Here is a 16,466-nt window from a genome sequence, read left to right on the forward strand (position 1 = left end):
CGCTGAGTCTCGGCGTCCTCGCGGGCCGCGGAGTCCTCACGGGCGTCGCAGCCGCGCTGCGACGGGCGGGCCGGCGGCCGCGCTTGCCCTCGGAGGCCGAGGAGTCAGCGGTTTCGGCCGGCGCCGCGGTGGTGGGGGCGGGAGCCGTGCCGGCGCCCGATCCGCCCTGGTTGTTGATGGCGTCGATGAGTTCGCCCTTGCGAAGTCGACGGTATCCTTTGATTCCCATTCCCGCTGCCATTTCCTGCAGCTGGGGAAGGCGCAGAGCGGTCAGACTGCCGGTGCGCGGTGTGGAATCCGGGGTTGTGGTTTCAGACACGAAGGTCCTTCTCCCTCATTCGGCCGTGCGGCAAAGAGCCGTAATCCCACGGCGACGGAAACACCCTTGACGGTGCATTGTGAAAGACATCCTGCTTGAAGAGTGCAGGAGATGTTCCAGGATTCGTGAAGTTGAGATGGGGTTCGCGGTGACACCGCCAAGCCCGTTCACTGGTGGAACATGCACCAGTTTACTTCCTCCGGCCCGATCACGCGAATTCGAGCCGGAATCCCTCCTCATCGATCCCCACCGGCACGGCGCGCACCCCCGCGGGCACCGCCTCGGCGGGCACATCCCCGGTCAGAGCGAGCACGGTCGGTCCCGCGCCGGAGATCACCGCGGGGATCCCCCGGGCCCGGAGATCATCGACGAGCGCCATCGACTCAGGGTAGGCGCTGCGGCGGAACTCCTGGTGGAGGCGGTCGTCGGTGGCCTCGAGCAGCGCGGTCGCATCCGTGCTCAGGGCGTGGACGAGCAGTCCCGTGCGCGCGGAGTTCTCCGCCGCGACCGCGTGGGCGATCGTCGCCGGAATGAGACCGCGCGCGGTGAGTGTGTCGAGTCTCACAGCGGGGATGAGGACCGTGACCTCATCGACGGTGCGGACGGGCACCGTCCAGGCGCGGGCCGGCTCCGGCAGTGCGATCGTCAGTCCGCCGAAGATCGCCGGCGCCGCATTATCGGGGTGGCCCTCGAGGTCCGCGGCGATCTCGAGCATCCGCTCCCGAGTCAGCCCCGGCCCGCCGAGGGACTCGGAGACGGCCCCGGCCAGGGCGATGCCGGCGACGACTGCGGCCGCCGACGACCCGAGGCCCCGCGAATGGGGGATCCGGTTCGTGCAGTCGAGACTGAGCCGGGACATGATCGCAGCAGCGCTCTCGCCCTGCAGCTGCGCGAGCACGTCCGACAGCACCCGCATGATGAGGTGTGAATGGTCGGTGGGCACATCCTCAGCGCCCTCCCCGCGCACGGTCACCGCAGCGTCCGGGGCGACCGGCTCGTCCCCGAGGGTGAGGACGAGCGTGTCGACGAGGCGCAGCGCCAGGCCCAGCGAGTCGTAACCGGGTCCGATGTTCGCCGAGGTGGCCGGCACCTCGAGCCGGAAGACCCGGCTCACCGGTCCTCGAGTCCGAGCTCGCGGGCGGCGGAGACGGCATCGACGGGCACCCGGACGGGTTCGAGGTCGGCGCCGTCGGCGGTGTGCAGGGCCCACTGCGGATCCTTGAGCCCGTGCCCGGTCACGGTCACCGCGATCGTCGCGCCGGCCGGCACGCGACCGGCCTCGGACATCTTCAGCAGACCTGCCACCGAGGCGGCCGATCCGGGTTCGACGAAGATGCCCTCTTCGCGCGAGAGCACCTTGTGCGCGGCGAGGATCTCGTCGTCGGTGACCGAGTCGATGAGGCCTCCGGAGTCGTCGCGGGCGGCGATCGCCCGCTCCCAGCTGGCGGGGTTGCCGATGCGGATCGCGGTGGCGATAGTGTCCGGGTCGGTGACCGGGTGGCCGAGGACGAGCGGCGCGGCGCCGGCGGCCTGGAAGCCCCACATCTGCGGCAGCCGCGTCGAGACGCCGGCGGCCCGGTAGTCGTTGTAGCCCTTCCAGTACGCGGTGATGTTGCCGGCATTGCCGACGGGCAGCACGTGGATGTCGGGGGCGTCGCCGAGGACGTCGACGACCTCGTACGACGCCGTCTTCTGACCTTCGATGCGGTCGGGGTTGACGGAGTTGACGAGATGGACGGGGTAGGACTCCGCGAGCTTCCGGCACAGGGTGAGGCAGTCGTCGAAGTTGCCGTCGACCTCGAGCAGGGTCGCACCGTGGGCGACGGCCTGGCTCATCTTCCCCGGGGAGATCTTGCCGGCGGGCACGAGCACGGCGCAGGTGAGCCCGGCCTTCGTCGCGTAGGCCGCGGCCGAGGCCGAGGTGTTGCCCGTCGACGCGCAGATCACGGCCTTCGCGCCCTGCGCCTTGGCCTGGGTGATCGCCATCGTCATCCCCCGGTCCTTGAAGGAGCCGGTCGGGTTGAGGCCTTCGTACTTCACCCACACCTCGGCGCCGGTGCGCTCACTGAGGCGCTCGGCGCGGATGAGCGGCGTTCCGCCCTCGCCGAGGCTGACCGACGGAGTGGTCTCCCCGATGTCGATGAGGCTGCGGTATTCGTCGATGACGCCCTGCCACTGGTGCCTGGGGTAAGTGCTCACGCGATGTTCGTCCTTCTCTTGTGTCGCATGCGGGTTGGTCGGGTCACTGGCCTTCGGCGCGGATGACGGAGACGACGGAGCGGACGACGGGCAGTTCGCCGAGGCGCTCGACCGTCCGCGACAGCGCGGCGTCGGTGTTCTCGTGGGTCGCGAGCACGAGCTTGGCGTGCTGGACTCCGTCGTCGTCGATCTCGCCGATCGTCTGGCGCATGAGTTCGATCGAGGCGCCCTCGGCGGCGAAGACCTCGGAGACCGCGGCGAGCACGCCGGGACGGTCGACGACGTCGAGGGTGATGTGATAGCGCGTGGTGATCGCCGAGATCGGCAGCAGCGTCGTCTCGGGGTGGAAGGGACGCTCGTACTGACCGCGACCGCCGAGCACGCGGCGCCGGGCCACGGAGACGACGTCGCCGAGGACCGCCGAGGCCGTCGGCGCTCCCCCGGCGCCCTGACCGTAGAACATCAGGGAGCCGGCTGCTTCGGCCTCGACGAAGACGGCGTTGAACGCCCCGTGGACCGAGGCCAGCGGATGCGTGCGCGGCAGCAGCGCGGGGTAGACGCGGGCCGAGAGGCCGGGTCCGGCCGGCGAGTCGGCGACGCGTTCGCACACTGCGAGCAGCTTGATGACGAAGCCCTGCTCCTTGGCCGTGGCGACCATGTCTGCGGTGATCCCGGTGATCCCCTCGACGTGGACGTCGGCGATCGTCATCGGGGCGTGGAAGGCGAGCGAGGAGAGGATCGCGGCCTTCGCGGCGGCGTCGTGGCCGCCGATGTCGGCCGTCGGGTCCGCCTCGGCGTATCCGAGCTCCTGGGCCGAGGCCAGCGCGTCGGCGAAGTCCCAGCCCTCGGTGTCCATCTGGTCGAGGATGTAGTTCGTCGTCCCGTTGACGATGCCCATGATCCGGTCGATGCGGTCACCGGCGAGCGAGTCGCCGACGGGCCGGATGATCGGGATGGCACCGGCCACCGCGGCTTCGTGCTCGAGGCGGACCTCGGTGTCGTCGGCGGCGGCCATGAGCTCGCCGTAGGAGGCCGCAAGCAGCGCCTTGTTCGCGGTGACGACCGAGGATCCCTGCGCGAGCGCCTGCATGATGAGCGTCTTCGCCGGTTCGATCCCGCCCATCAGCTCGATGACGATGTCGGCCCCGGTGATCGCCGCCTCGGCGTCGGTGGTGAGCAGGCCGGGGTCGATCCCGGGCCGGTCCTTGCCCAGGTCACGGACGACGACGGCGGTGAGCTCGAGGGGGGCGCCGATCCGCTCCGCCAGCGCCTCGGAGCGGGACTGGATGCGCGCGGCGACCTCGGTGCCGACGACTCCGCTTCCGAGCATCGCGACTTTCAATGGCTGCATGGCTCACTCTCTGTTCTTCGGTCTCTGCACAGGTGGGGGCTGCGTCATCGTCACTGCCGGGTGGCGTCGGCCATCCCGGGGTCGTTCGCAAAGAGCTGCGAGTACGTCTCGGGAGTGACGATCCAGTCCACCCTATCCGGTGTCACGGCCAGCACCCCCGGTCGGGCGACATGATTGTAGTTGCTCGACAGGGCGCGGCAGTAGGCTCCGGTGCCGGGGACGGCGACGAGGTCGCCGGGGGCGACGTCGGCGCCCATGTACTCGTCGCGGACGATGATGTCGCCGGACTCGCAGTGCTTCCCGACGACGCGGACGACGGCGGGGGCGGCATCGGAGTTCCGATTGGCCAAGGTACACGAATAGTCGGCGTCGTAGAGAGCTGTCCGAATGTTGTCGCTCATGCCGCGTCGACGCGACGTACGTGCGCACACCGGAGTCGGTGACGACCTCCTTGACGGTGCCGACCGCGTAGAGGGTGAAGACCGCCGGGGAGACGATCGCGCGGCCGGGCTCGATGGAGATCCGCGGCACGTTCGTCCCGAGCCCGCGGCACTCTTTGGCGACCACCTCGGCGAGGGCGGTGGCCATCTCCGCGACGGGGATGGGCGTGTCCTGCGAGGTGTAGCGGATGCCGAAGCCGCCGCCGAGGTCGACGTCGGGCAGGTCGACGCCGTGGTCGGACATGATCTGGGCCCGCAGCGCGAGCACCCGCGCGGCCGCGACCTGGAATCCGGAGATGTCGAAGATCTGGGAGCCGATGTGCGAGTGGAGGCCGTCGAGGCGCAGGTGCGCGGAGTCGACGACGCGGGCGGCGGCCTCGGCGGCCTTGCCGGCGGCGACGGAGAGACCGAACTTCTGGTCTTCGTGCGCCGTGGCGATGAAGTCGTGGGTGTGGGCTTCGACGCCGACGGTGACGCGGAGCATGACGGGGGCGATGACGCCCTTGGCGGCGGCCACGGCCTCGAGCCGGTCGACCTCGTCGAGGCTGTCGACGATGATCCGTCCGACGCCGTAGTCGAGGGCGTACTCGAGTTCGGCGATCGACTTGTTGTTCCCGTGCAGACCGATGCTCTCCCCCGGCACGCCGGCGGCGTGGGCGATCATCATCTCCCCGAGCGAGCACGTGTCGAGCCCGAGACCGGCCTCGTGCACCCACTTGGCGACGGCGGTGCAGAGGAACGCCTTGCCGGCGTAGAAGACGTCGACTCCCGACAGGCCCTTCTCCGGGGCGAACGCCGCCGCGTAGGCATCGCGGTAGAGCCCGGCGCGGGAGCGGAAGTCATCGACGTCGAAGACGAAGGTCGGGGTGCCGAAGCGCTCGGCGAGCTCGGTCACCGGGTGCCCGGCGATCGTGAGCACACCGTCGTCGCCCTTGGCCACGTTGTCCGACCAGAGGCTCGGCATGACGGCGTTGACGTCGTCGGGGTAGGGCAGCCACACGGGGGCGGGGGTCGCGTGGAGCTGACCGGCGATGTGGGCGGGCATTCATATCCTCTCCGGGGCGGTGACGCCCAGCAGTCGCAGTCCTGTGGCGAGGACCGTGGTCGCACCGGCCGCGACTACGCAGCGTGCTGCGTGGACGGCGGTGATGTCGGCATCGAGTGTCGGAACGATGGCACGCTCGGCCGCCGACCATGCGGTGAGGGCCGCGGCGAGGTCCTCGAGGACGGCGGTCACCGAGCGCAGGGACTCCCCCGGTCGCCTCCCGGTGCCGGCCTGCCTCCCGGTGCCGGCGTGCCTGCCGGTCGGCTGCGGGCTGTCCGACTGCGGTCCGGTCGCCGCTGATGCGATCGGCGCAGTTCCGGTCTCCGCTGATGCGGTCGCCCGGGCGAGGACTCCTGCGGCCTCGGTGATCCGCAGCGCGAGCTGACGGTCGGCGGGAGCGAGGATGACGTCCGACGTGCGATGCTCTGCCTCGTCCGCAGCGACGCGGATTCCCGCCGCAGCGGCGCGGCGGAGCACGCGACGCCCGGTCGCATGGGCGTGCTGGACGCGGTGGAGCGGGTTGGCTGGAGCGGCCGTGCGAAGCAGCTCGACGTCACGGGCGAGGGCGGTCGCGGTCCGCGAGCGGGCGGACCCGTAGCGGAGGGCATCGGCGTCGAGGACACCGAGGCAAGCCGGCTCCGTCGTGCGGTCGGACGAGGCGAGGGTCGCTCCGGACCCGGGATCGCCGAGGTGGCGGCCCGCGGCGATCGCAGCGACCGTGTCGAGCAGGGCGGGGGTCTCGAGCACGATGCGGAGGAACCCCGGACCGGTGACCGTGACCGACGCGATGTCCGGGTGGGAGGCGACCGCCTCGGCGATGGACTCCGCCGCCGACAGCGGTGCCCGCGTGCCCAGGCGCAGGGGCAGATTGGACTGCCAGTCCCCCGCGGCGACGTCACCGCCGCGTCGCAGCACAGCGCCGGTGGGGGCCGGATCCTCCGCGGGGCGCAGCGTCGACAGAGCCGCCTCGGCGAGGACGACGTGCAGGTGTTCCGGGGTCACGTGCCCAGCGTACTCGGGGCGGCAGACCCCGGCCGAATCGTCCGCATGCTCAGATGTGCCCGGGACGGCTCGCCGGGATGGTGACGCCGAGCTTGAGGACGACGGAGGCGAGGACGAGGACGATCGCCGGGGTGAGGGTGTCGGAGCTCTCGACGAGGAGGGCGAAGAGCAGCGGCCCGGTGGCGGCCATGAGGTAGCCGCCGCCCTGGACGAAGCCGGCGAGGGCCGCCGAGGCCTCCGGGGTCGCCGAGCGCAGGGTGATGAGGGTGAGAGCGAGAGGGAAGGTCGAGATGCCGATGCCGAGGAGCAGCGTCCACAGCACCGGGGCCGCCTGCGGGGCGAGCCAGAGACCGATGTAGCCCGCCGCGAGGCTGAAGCAGAAGGCGATGACGATCGGGGCGGCGCTGCGCAGACGCGCCGTGAGCGCCGGGAGGACGAAGCCGAGGACGAGGGGCACGGCGGTGACGAGGGCGAGCATGGCCCCGGCGAAGGCGGAATCGAATCCGCGCGGGTGAGCAGCGGGGGCAGCCAGGTGAAGAGGATGAAGTTGTTGAACGACGTCATCCCCGTCATCGTCATCAGCGCCCAGGCCCGCGGGGTCCGCAGCAGGCGCGCAGCTCGGCGCGCGACGACGGTCGCGGTCACGGTCGCCCGGGCCGGGGCCTGCGCACGGCGATGACCGCCCACACGGCGACGGCGACGAGCGCACACGCGACCCACACGAGCAGCGAGCCCCGCCAGTCGAACTGTCGGGCCAGCGGGACGGCGACGAGCGGCGGGAGGAATGTGCCGAGCTGGAGCAGACCGACGTGGACGGTCGACATGAGCGCGACCCGGTCGGGGAAGTGCGACTTGACGATCGGGGGCACGACGACGTTGCCGAATCCCATGCCGAGGAGCGCGACGACGCTGAGGAGGAGGAAGAGCGTCGGGGAGGACACGAGCGCGCGGGCACCGAGGCCGAGGGCGATCATGATCATCGCGACGAGGCTGACGGTGATCGCCGAATACCGGGAGACGAGCCGCGGGGCGAGGAACCCGCCGACACCGTAGAGGAGCGGCGGCAGCATGCCGATGATCGCGAGGAACGCGGCGCTCAGCGGGATCTCGGTGCCCATGAGATCGAGCAGCGGCGAGAGGCCCGTGACGCCGGGGCGGAGGTTGAAGGCGGCGACGACGATGCCGAGCAGGATGATCGCGGTCGTCCAGGCAGCCCTCATAGAGGCCTTTCTACCACTGTCCCTGCCGCCGTCCGCCCAGCGGGTCTGGTCTCGCCAGCCCTCCAGCGCCGGTCAGTTCTCCTGCTTGAGGCCCTCGACGGGAGAGAGCCGGGCAGCGCGTCGGGCCGGGGCGAGGGCGGAGAGGATGCCGGCGAGCATGGCGACGACGAGGATGCCCGCCGAGGCCAGCAGCGACCAGTCGACGACGAAGGCGTTCGAGAAGTCGGCGGTGATGAGCCGGGTGGCGACGATGCCGAGGGCCCCGCCGAGGGCGAGGCCGATGAGGGCGGCGACGACGGAGATGAGCACGGCCTCGAACGCGAGCAGGGCGCGCAGCTGGGCGAGGCTCAATCCGAGGGCCCGCAGCAGCGAGTTCTCCCGCCGCCGTTCGATGACCGAGAGACTGATCGTGTTCGACACCCCGATGAGGGCGATGAGGACGGCGACGAAGAGGACGCCGACGGCCATGAGGAGGAGCACGTCGATGACCTGGGAGAAGAGTCCGCGGTCGACGGCTGAGCCGATGACCTCGTCGGTGGGGACATCGAGCGCTTCGGCGACGTCCTGCCGGATCCGCAGGATGTCGGTGACGCTCTGGTCGGGGGTGAGCGTGATGAGCACAGCGGTCGCGGCCGGGGAGATCCCGATGGCGTTGCCGACGTCGGCGGTCGTGAAGTACGCCCGGGTCGACTCGCCGGCGCGTTCGACGGGAAATGCGGTGTCGGTGAGGCCGCGGACGACGACGGTGTCGCGCGGATAGTCGGCGGGCACGGTGACCCGGCCGGGCACGAGCGGCGGGGCGGCGTCGCCGAGGAGCGCCTCGGCGGACCCGGGATCGAGGATGTAGAGCTCGGCCTCGTCGTCGACGACCTGCCCGTGATAGGCGAGCACCGCCGTGTCGACGCCGTCGATGTCCCTGATGTCGCTCAGCGTCGTCGCATCGGTGCCGTTGCCCAGCGACACGGCGACATCGATCGGGAAGTGCTGTTCGAGTCCCGCACTCAGCGTCGCCTTCGTCGACATGCCGCCGACGACGAGGGTGGACACGAGGGTGACGCCGATGACGAGGGCCGCGGCGGTCGAGCCGGTGCGACGGCGGTTGCGCAGCGTGTTGAGCGTCGCGAGCTGGCCCGGCAGCCCCCACGGGGTGACGGCGAGATCGCCGATCCACGAGACGACGGGCGGGATGATCTGACCCGAGCAGAGGACGATCCCGACGACGACGAGGGCGCCGCCCACGGCGCCGACGACGATCCAGGCGCTCGACCCGGCGGCGAAGACCAGCGCGGCGACGATGCTCACCGCCCCGATCGCGGTGCTCCCCCAGCCGGCCGCCCCGCGGACCCGTGACTGGCGGTCGGGCGCCCGTGACGTCGAAGGGCTGAAGCGCCTCGAGAGGCGTCACGGCGATCGCGCTGCGGGCCGGCCGGATGGTCGCGGCCAGGGTGAGGATGACGCCGACCACGACGCCGAGGACGAGCGCCCAGCCGGGCACCGAGAGCGAGACGTAGGCGAACTCGCTCTCCCAGAAGCGCCGCGCCACGGCGATGAGAGCGGCACTGACCCCGATCCCGGCGATGACGCCGACGACCGACCCGGCGAGGCCGACGACGAGGCCCTCGACGAGCACCGACCCGTAGAGCTGCCGCCGGGAGGCGCCGAGGCAGCGGAGCAGGGCGAGCTCGCGGCGGCGGCCGGCGACGATGACGGAGAACGTGTTGGAGACGACGAGGACGGCGACGACGACGGAGATCCCCGCGCAGCCGAGCAGCATCCACGCGATGAAGCTGCTGCCCTGGGAGAACTCCGCGACCTGCCGGTCGATCGCCTCGTCGACGCTGAGCGTCTGCAGCTGCCCGCGCAGGGCGGAGTCGGCGAGGAACGCGTCGACCCCGGCGCGCACCGCCGCGGGGTCGACGGAATCCGCGTCGAGGTCGATCTGGATCGCCGAGACCCGGCCGATCTGGGCGAAGTGCTCGCGGTAGCTCGCCGCCGTCGTCAGGGCCCGGGGCAGGCCGGCGAGCGTCGGGTCCTCCCCCATCTCGGCGATGCCGACGACCGTGAAGTCGGTCACGGCGCTGCGCGGGGCGCGGTAGATCGGCATCTCCTCGGCGTCGGTGTCGATGCGCGCCGAGGCGGTGGAGAAGCGCACGACGTCGCCGACGCCCAGTCCGAGGTCGGCGGCCGTCCCAGTGTCGACGACGAGGTCGGTGGGTGCCTGCGGCCGGGTTCCCTCGCGCACGGCGAAGGTGTCGAGACCCGGATCGACGGGGGTCGGAGAGATCGCGAAGTCCGTGTCGGCGAAGGCGTCGCTGCGGCCCGAGGCGATCGCGCTCGCCGCGACGTCGACGGCGCCGATCCCCGGCTGCGCGGCGAGGTCGTCGCTGAAGGCGGCGACCGCGGAAGGATCGAGGTCGGCTCCCGTCTCGGGCATGAGCACGAGATCGGCGTTGGCGTACGACTGGCTGATGCCGTCGCGCACGCTGGCATCGAGCGAGGCGCTGATGATGAGGGTCGCGGAGACGAAGCCCGCCGCCAACGCGATGCCGAGCCCGATCGCGGTGAACCGCGCGAAGTGGACTCGGATCTGCGCGAAGGCGACGGCGATCACTGTCCGCTCAGCTCGCTCAGTCCGGTGGCGACCGCCTGCGGGGTCGGCGAGGTGATCTCTCCCCCGACGCGTCCGTCCTTGAGGAGGACGACCCGGTCGGCATGCGCGGCAGCGGCAGGATCATGGGTGACGAGGATGATCGTCTGCCCGTACTGGGAGGCGGCGGCATGGAGGAGATCGAGCACCTCGGCGCCGGAGAGGGAGTCGAGATTGCCCGTCGGTTCGTCGGCGAAGACGACGTCGGGGCGGGTGAGCAGCGCACGGGCGACGGCGACGCGCTGCTGCTGACCGCCGGAGAGCTCATGCGGACGGTGCTTGAGCCGGTCGCCGATGCCGAGGCGCTCGACGATCTCCGCCTTCCAGGCGGTGTCGATGGTGCCGCGGGCCAGTGACACGGGCAGATCGATGTTCTGCTCGGCATTGAGCGTGGGCACGAGGTTGAAGGCCTGGAAGATGAAGCCGACCCTGTCCCGGCGCAGCTGGGTGAGTTCGCGGTCGTTGAGCGCGGTGATGTCCTCACCGCGCATGAGGATCTCGCCCGAGTCGACGCGGTCGAGTCCGGCGAGGACGTGCATGAACGTCGACTTGCCCGACCCGGAGGGACCCATGATCGCGGTGAGCCGACCGGAGTCGAAGTCGACGCTGATGTCGTCGAGCGCGGTCACCGCGGTGTCGTCGCGGCCGAAGCTCTTGCGCAGGCGCGGGCCCGCAGCACCACCTCGGTGTCGGTTGTCGTCGTCATCACTGTCCTCATCGTCTGGCTGACCGGAGGGGAGAACGAGAAACCGCCCACCTCAGCGACTGAGATGGGCGGATCGCTGTGCCCGCGACAGGATTCGAACCTACGACCTTCTGCTCCGGAGGCAGACGCTCTATCCACTGAGCTACGCGGGCAACGCATGTCATGCTATCACCGACTGCGAGGTGAACCCAAAAACGCCGCCCGACGGTGTCGGGCGGCGGAGCGGGTGAGGGCTCAGGAGCCCTTCATGTCCTTGCGACCGGGCACGTACTCCCAGTGCCAGAGCTCGTAGGAGTTCGCCTTGGCCCAGTCCGGGTTCTCCCAGCCGTACTTGCCGGCGTTGGCCTCGAGCCACGCGTAGTTCGAGGTGTCGAGGTCGAGCGCCAGTCCCCACCCGTGGTTGGAGGTGCCCGGGCGGGCGGCGAAGCCGGGCTTGCGCGCGGCCACGGAGATCTGGCCCTCGAGCGAGCGGTAGGAGTCGGTGATGCCGATGTCCTTGCCGGTCTCCTTCTTGAACGCGGCGTTCATCTCCGCGAAGGCGACGGCGGCGTCCGAGCGCAGCTTGTGATCGCCGACGCCGACGCTGCACAGCCATTCCTCGGGCAGCTCGCCGTTCGACGGGGTGCCCGACGGGGCCTCACCGGAGCAGCCGGGCAGGACGGTCTTCTCGATCGCGCGGGACGCGGCCTCGGCCTTGTTCTGCTTCGCGCTGGGCGCGCCGATCTCGATGCTCGTCGTCTCATCGGTCTCGGGGATGTCCGCGGAGACCGATTCGGCGTTGATGCTGCGCGTCTGCGCCTCGGCCGCGGAGGTGTCGACCTTGACCTCCTGCGAACCGCTCATGTTGCCGGCGATCATCACCGCGGCGATCGCGGTGCCGGTGACGGAGACGGTGGCCAGCGCCGAGGCGGTGGTCACCCGCTTGCGGCGGACCGAGCGCAGGAGCGCGCCGTCCGAACCGCGGTCGCTCAGGGACGCGGCGAGGGTGCCGGTGCCGCGCGATTCGGCGGCCATGGCCGCCCGGCGCGGGGATCCGGCCGCGGCCTTGGCCTCGGCGGCCATCGCGGCGCGGCGCGGAGAGAGAGTGGTGGACGGGGCTGCTGCCCGGGGCTGCGACGGGGTGTCGCGGGAGAAGGCGCTCGAAGCGGTGTGCTGTTTGCGCAGATCGCGCCGGCGGACCGGTGCCACTGCGGTCGAGGAATCACTCGACATATCACTCCATACTGTCGTCTGCTGTGCTGCATGCCCGTCGCCTGCGCAACGAGAGAAAAGCTTATGTCACAACACTATAACGGCATTGTTACAGAATGTCATTTAATTCCACTTTCTCGGGTGTGACCTGCACCGATGCTCGTGTCTGAGCGGCCGGACAGCGCCCGGGATGTTACCAGGCACACCCTGTTCGTTACATTTCGTTACACAGACCACGCCTCGGCCGTGACCTCGGCCACCGCGTGAGACGAAGCTCACCTCAGCTGCCGAACCGTCCCCGCTGCATCGCGTCCTGGACCTCGCCGACGAGCTCCTCGAGGACGTCCTCGAGGAAGAGCACGCCGAGCACCTCGCCGTCGGCGTCGAGGACGCGGGCGACGTGGATGCCGACCTTCTGCATCTGCGCGAGCGCCTCCTCGACCTCGTCGTCGGCCATGACCGTGAAGAGGGGACGGAACCGCTTCGCCGGCACCGGCTCGGTGTCGCGCTCGGAGTAGAGCACGTCCTTGATGTGGAGGTAGTGCCCGGGATACCCGTCCTCGTCGACGACGAAGTAGCGGGAGTACCCCGTGCGCCCGACGAGGGTGACGAGTTCGTCGGGGGTCACCTCGGCGCTGATCGTGATGAGATCGGACATCGGCACCATGATGTCGGCGGCGGTCTTGTCGCTGAACTCGAGAGCGCCCTTGAGCAGTCCGGTCTCGTCGTTGAGCAGGCCCTCGCGCTTGGACTCCGCGACGATCGATTCGACCTGCTCGATCGTGAAGGCCTCATTGACCTCGTCACGCGGCTGGATGCCGATGAGGCGCAGCACCGCGTTCGCGAGACCGTTGAGCGGCTTGATGACGAAGCCGAAGATCCGGGCGAGGAAGACGAGCGGCGGGGCGAGCAGCATGACGGCCCGGCCCGAGGTCGCCAGCGCGATGTTCTTCGGCACCATCTCGCCGATGACGACGTGGAGGTAGGTGACGATGCCGAGGGAGAGGATGAACGAGATCGTCGACGCCGCGGATTCGGGGATCCCGAGCCCGGCGAGCGGTCCCGCGAGCAGATGGTGGATCGCCGGCTCGGAGACGTTGCCGAGCAGCAGCGAGCACACGGTGATGCCGAGCTGGCAGATCGCGAGCATGAGCGAGACGTGCTCCATCGCGTAGAGCGCCGTCTTCGCGGCCCCCGACCCGGCGGCCGCGCGCGGCTCCACCTGGGAGCGCTTGGCGGCGACGATCGCGAACTCCGAGGCGACGAAGAACGCGTTGCCGAGCAGCAGGACGACGAGCCAGACGAGTCCGAGCCAATCAGAGCTCATGCTTCCGACCTCCCTCTGCGCGGTGGCGGGCGTCGCGATGCTGAGCGTCGGTCGCCTCGGTGGACTGGGTTTCGGCGGCGTCGCTCGCCTCGCGGGTCCGGGGGTCGGCGGCGTCGTAGGCCTCGGCGTCGGTGGCGCGCATCACCACACGCAGCCGCTCGATGCGGCGCCCGTGCATCCGCTCGACCCGGATGAGGGCATCGGGTGTGCGCACCTCGTCGCCGGGCTCCGGGATCCGGCCGAGCTCCTTGAGCACGAAGCCGGCGATCGTCTCGTAGTCGGAGTCCTCGGGGATCGTCAGCCCGATCGTCGTCTCGATCTCATCGGGGCGCAGCTGCCCGGGCACGATCCACGAACCGTCGCGGACCGGCCGCGCGGCACCCGCATCCGGTCGTGTTCGTCGGCGACCTCCCCGACGAGCTCCTCGACGACGTCCTCGAGGGTGACGACCCCGGCGGTGCCGCCGAACTCGTCGACGACGACGGCCATCTGCATGCCCTTGCCGCGCAGCTCCATGAGCAGCGGGTCGAGGCGCAGGGTCTCGGGGATCTCGGTGACCTCGGTCATCAGTCCCCCGGCGTAGGCGTCGTCGCGGTTGGCCGGGGGCACCGCGAAGGCCTGTTTGACGTGGACGACGCCGAGGATGTGGTCCTTGTCCTCGCCGGCGACGGGGAACCGCGAGTACCCGGTGGCCCGGGCCTGTTCGATGATCTGGCGCGCCGTCGTGTCCTTCGTCACCGAGGACATCCGGGTGCGCGGGGTCATGACGTCCTCGGCGGTGCGCTCGGAGAACGACAGGGTGCGCTCGAGCAGGTCAGCGGTCTGCTCGTCGAGCACCCCCTCCTCGGCGGAGTGGCGCACGAGCGAGGTCAGCTCCTCCGGGGAGCGACCGACCGTGCCCTCCTCCTGCGGCTCGATGCCCATCGCCCGCAGGATCTTGTTCGCCGTGCCGTTGAGGAACGCGATGACGGGCTTGAGGACGACGGAGAAGACGTACTGCATGGGGGCGGCGATGCGCCCGGTGGCGAGCGGGATCGCGATCGCGAGGTTCTTCGGCACGAGTTCGCCGAAGATCATCGACAGCACCGTGGAGATGATGAGGGCGATCGCCAGGGCGATCGGCTCGGCCAATCCCGGGCCCGCACCCCACGACTCGAAGACCGGTGAGAGCATCCGCCCGAGCGAGGGCTCCATGAGGTAGCCGGTGAGCAGCGTGGTGATCGTGATGCCGACCTGGGCGGCCGAGAGCTGCGTCGACAGATGCGTCATCGACTGCCGCAGGGTCTTCGCTCCGACGACCCCGTCGGCCACGGCCTTGTCAGCGGTGTGCCGGTCGAGGGTGAGGAGGGAGAATTCGGCGGCGACGAAGATGCCCGTGCCGCAGATGAGAAGGAGGGCGAGGGCCAGGTACAGCCATTCCATCAGTGACGAGCCCCGCGTGACGAGACCTCGATGCGAGTGTCAACTCTGCCAACGACCCTTGTCAGAGGAGGATCGTCGTCTGGGGCGCCGGCTTCCCGCCGGCGGGGACTGTCACTGAGCATGGACCGATCTTACCAACTTCCCGCCAGCGGTCGACCCTCTTCGTACCCGGCAGCGCTCTGGACGCCGACGCTCGCCCGCTCGGCGAACTCGGTGAGGCTCTGCGCGCCGGCGTAGGTGAACGAGCTGCGGACGCCCGAGGTGATCGAGTCGAGGAGGTCCTCGACGCCGGGTGAGGCGGGGTCGATGTACATCGTCGACGAGGAGATGCCCTCTTCGAACAGTCCCTTGCGGGCCCGGGAGAACGCCGATTCCGTCCGCGTCCGGTTCGCCACCGCACGCGCCGAGGCCATGCCGAAGCTCTCCTTGTACCGGCGTCCCTCGCCGTCGACGAGGAGGTCGCCCGGGGATTCGTGGGTGCCGGCGAACCACGAGCCGATCATCACCTGGGAGGCCCCGGCGGCCAGCGCCAGCGCGACGTCGCGCGGGTAGCGCACTCCCCCGTCGGCCCACACGTGCGCGCGAGCTCGGCGCGGCCGCGGCGCATTCGGCGACGGCGGAGAACTGGGGGCGGCCGACGGCGGTCATCATCCGCGTCGTGCACATCGCGCCCGGCCCGACGCCGACCTTGACGATCTGGGCCCCGGCGGAGACGAGATCGCGCACGCCGTCGGCGGTGACGACGTTGCCCGCGACGATCGGCACCCCGAGGTCGGCGTCGGCGACGGCGGTGAGCACGTCGAGCATCTTGGCCTGATGGCCGTGGGCGGTGTCGACGACGAGGACGTCGGCCCCGGCGGCGACGAGCGCCTCGGCGCGCTGGGCGGCATTGCCGTTGACGCCGATCGCTGCGGCGATCCGAAGATTCCCGTCCGCGTCGAGGTTGGGAGTGTAGATCGAGGAGCGCAGGAGCGACTTCGGCGTCAGCGCGCCGAGGAGCTGCCCGGCGTCGTCGACGACCGCGGCATAGGAGGTCCGCGCGTCGTTCATCGTCTCGAACAACGTTTCGAGCGCGTGGGCGTCGGCCCAGTCGATCTCGTCGGCCCTGATGACCTGCGGGGAGGTCTCGGTGAGTTCGCCGACAGCGGTGAACCGGTCGACGTCGCGGAGGTTCGCGGCGTCGATGACGCCGACGAGGGAACCGGATCCGTCGACGACGGCGCCGAATCCGTGGGCGCGCTTGCCGAGCACGTGAAGCGCGGAGAGCACGGTGTCCTCGGGTGAGAAGCGGAGCGCGGATTCGAAGATCCGATCACGGCTCTTGACCCAGCGGATCGTGTCCTCGGCCGCGGTCAGGGGGATGTCCTGGGGAAGCACTGCCAGACCGCCTCGGCGGGCCATCGTCTCCGCCATCCGCCGCCCCGACACGGCGGTCATGTTGGCGGCCACGATGGGGGTCGGGGACCCTGTCGGATCGGTGGAGGTGAGGTCGACGTCGAAACGCGAGGTCAGCGACGAGGAATTGGGGACAAGGAACACGTCGGAATACGTGAGATCGTGTTCTGGTTGGTGTGAAATGAAACGCATAACACTATTG

The 16,466-nt window shown here is 70.3% G+C and carries 12 protein-coding genes, 1 tRNA gene and 4 pseudogenes; 1 reads left to right on the forward strand and 16 read right to left on the reverse strand.

Annotated elements, in window-relative coordinates:
- The 7 genes and pseudogenes from AC2W7K_RS15265 to AC2W7K_RS15295 form a co-directional block, all read right to left on the reverse strand.
- The coding region (locus AC2W7K_RS15265) for a Rho termination factor N-terminal domain-containing protein (protein WP_486006356.1) at positions 1-319 on the reverse strand (319 nt) is incomplete at its 3' end.
- A gap of 208 nt (positions 320-527) precedes the next feature.
- On the reverse strand, positions 528-1,433 hold the full coding sequence (thrB, locus tag AC2W7K_RS15270; RefSeq protein ID WP_486006357.1) for a homoserine kinase: 906 nt from the start codon (positions 1,431-1,433) through the stop codon (positions 528-530).
- Positions 1,430-2,518: a threonine synthase gene (gene thrC / locus AC2W7K_RS15275; protein WP_486006358.1), complete on the reverse strand. Its 1,089-nt coding sequence runs from the start codon at positions 2,516-2,518 to the stop codon at positions 1,430-1,432. Before thrC ends, thrB begins: the two co-directional genes overlap by 4 nt.
- 43 nt (positions 2,519-2,561) lie before the next feature.
- Positions 2,562-3,869: a homoserine dehydrogenase gene (locus tag AC2W7K_RS15280; protein ID WP_198498588.1), complete on the reverse strand. Its 1,308-nt coding sequence runs from the start codon at positions 3,867-3,869 to the stop codon at positions 2,562-2,564.
- 50 nt (positions 3,870-3,919) lie between these two features.
- Positions 3,920-5,354 (reverse strand): annotated as a pseudogene (gene lysA, locus AC2W7K_RS15285) (diaminopimelate decarboxylase).
- Positions 5,355-6,356, reverse strand: a complete 1,002-nt coding sequence (locus AC2W7K_RS15290; protein ID WP_486006359.1) for a hypothetical protein — start codon at positions 6,354-6,356, stop codon at positions 5,355-5,357. It abuts the pseudogene before it with no gap.
- 49 nt (positions 6,357-6,405) lie between these two features.
- On the reverse strand, positions 6,406-6,834 hold the full coding sequence (locus AC2W7K_RS15295; protein WP_486006360.1) for an MFS transporter: 429 nt from the start codon (positions 6,832-6,834) through the stop codon (positions 6,406-6,408).
- Between the two features lie 63 nt (positions 6,835-6,897).
- On the opposite strand from AC2W7K_RS15295, the gene AC2W7K_RS15300 reads away from it, so the two are divergent.
- Complete coding sequence (locus AC2W7K_RS15300; protein WP_486006361.1) at positions 6,898-7,035, forward strand: hypothetical protein; 138 nt, start codon at positions 6,898-6,900, stop codon at positions 7,033-7,035.
- On the opposite strand, the gene AC2W7K_RS15305 is transcribed toward AC2W7K_RS15300, so the two are convergent.
- From AC2W7K_RS15305 to guaB1, 9 genes and pseudogenes are all read right to left on the reverse strand, one after another.
- Positions 6,998-7,576, reverse strand: coding sequence for an MFS transporter (locus tag AC2W7K_RS15305; RefSeq protein WP_486006362.1), 579 nt, complete (start codon positions 7,574-7,576; stop codon positions 6,998-7,000). The two genes, AC2W7K_RS15300 and AC2W7K_RS15305, sit on opposite strands and share 38 nt — an antisense overlap.
- 72 nt (positions 7,577-7,648) lie before the next feature.
- Positions 7,649-8,878: an FtsX-like permease family protein gene (locus AC2W7K_RS15310; protein WP_486006363.1), complete on the reverse strand. Its 1,230-nt coding sequence runs from the start codon at positions 8,876-8,878 to the stop codon at positions 7,649-7,651.
- A gap of 166 nt (positions 8,879-9,044) precedes the next feature.
- A pseudogene (locus tag AC2W7K_RS15315) lies at positions 9,045-10,187 on the reverse strand (ABC transporter permease); the annotation flags it as partial.
- Positions 10,184-10,885 carry an ABC transporter ATP-binding protein gene (locus AC2W7K_RS15320; protein WP_486006373.1) on the reverse strand — a complete coding sequence of 234 codons (702 nt, stop codon included), beginning with the start codon at positions 10,883-10,885 and terminating at the stop codon, positions 10,184-10,186. The pseudogene AC2W7K_RS15315 and the gene AC2W7K_RS15320, both read right to left, overlap by 4 nt.
- A 123-nt stretch (positions 10,886-11,008) precedes the next feature.
- Positions 11,009-11,081: transfer RNA gene (locus AC2W7K_RS15325), tRNA-Arg, on the reverse strand.
- A gap of 82 nt (positions 11,082-11,163) precedes the next feature.
- On the reverse strand, positions 11,164-12,141 hold the full coding sequence (locus tag AC2W7K_RS15330) for a M15 family metallopeptidase (protein ID WP_198498582.1): 978 nt from the start codon (positions 12,139-12,141) through the stop codon (positions 11,164-11,166).
- A gap of 259 nt (positions 12,142-12,400) precedes the next feature.
- Positions 12,401-13,447: a hemolysin family protein gene (locus AC2W7K_RS15335; protein ID WP_198498581.1), complete on the reverse strand. Its 1,047-nt coding sequence runs from the start codon at positions 13,445-13,447 to the stop codon at positions 12,401-12,403.
- A pseudogene (locus AC2W7K_RS15340) lies at positions 13,437-14,869 on the reverse strand (hemolysin family protein). Before AC2W7K_RS15340 ends, AC2W7K_RS15335 begins: the two are co-directional and overlap by 11 nt.
- A 131-nt stretch (positions 14,870-15,000) precedes the next feature.
- Positions 15,001-16,456, reverse strand: a pseudogene (gene guaB1, locus AC2W7K_RS15345) (GMP reductase).
- Between the last annotated feature and the right edge of the window lie 10 nt (positions 16,457-16,466).

Source organism: Brevibacterium sp. LAARM2_SD2 (genome assembly GCF_057364785.1).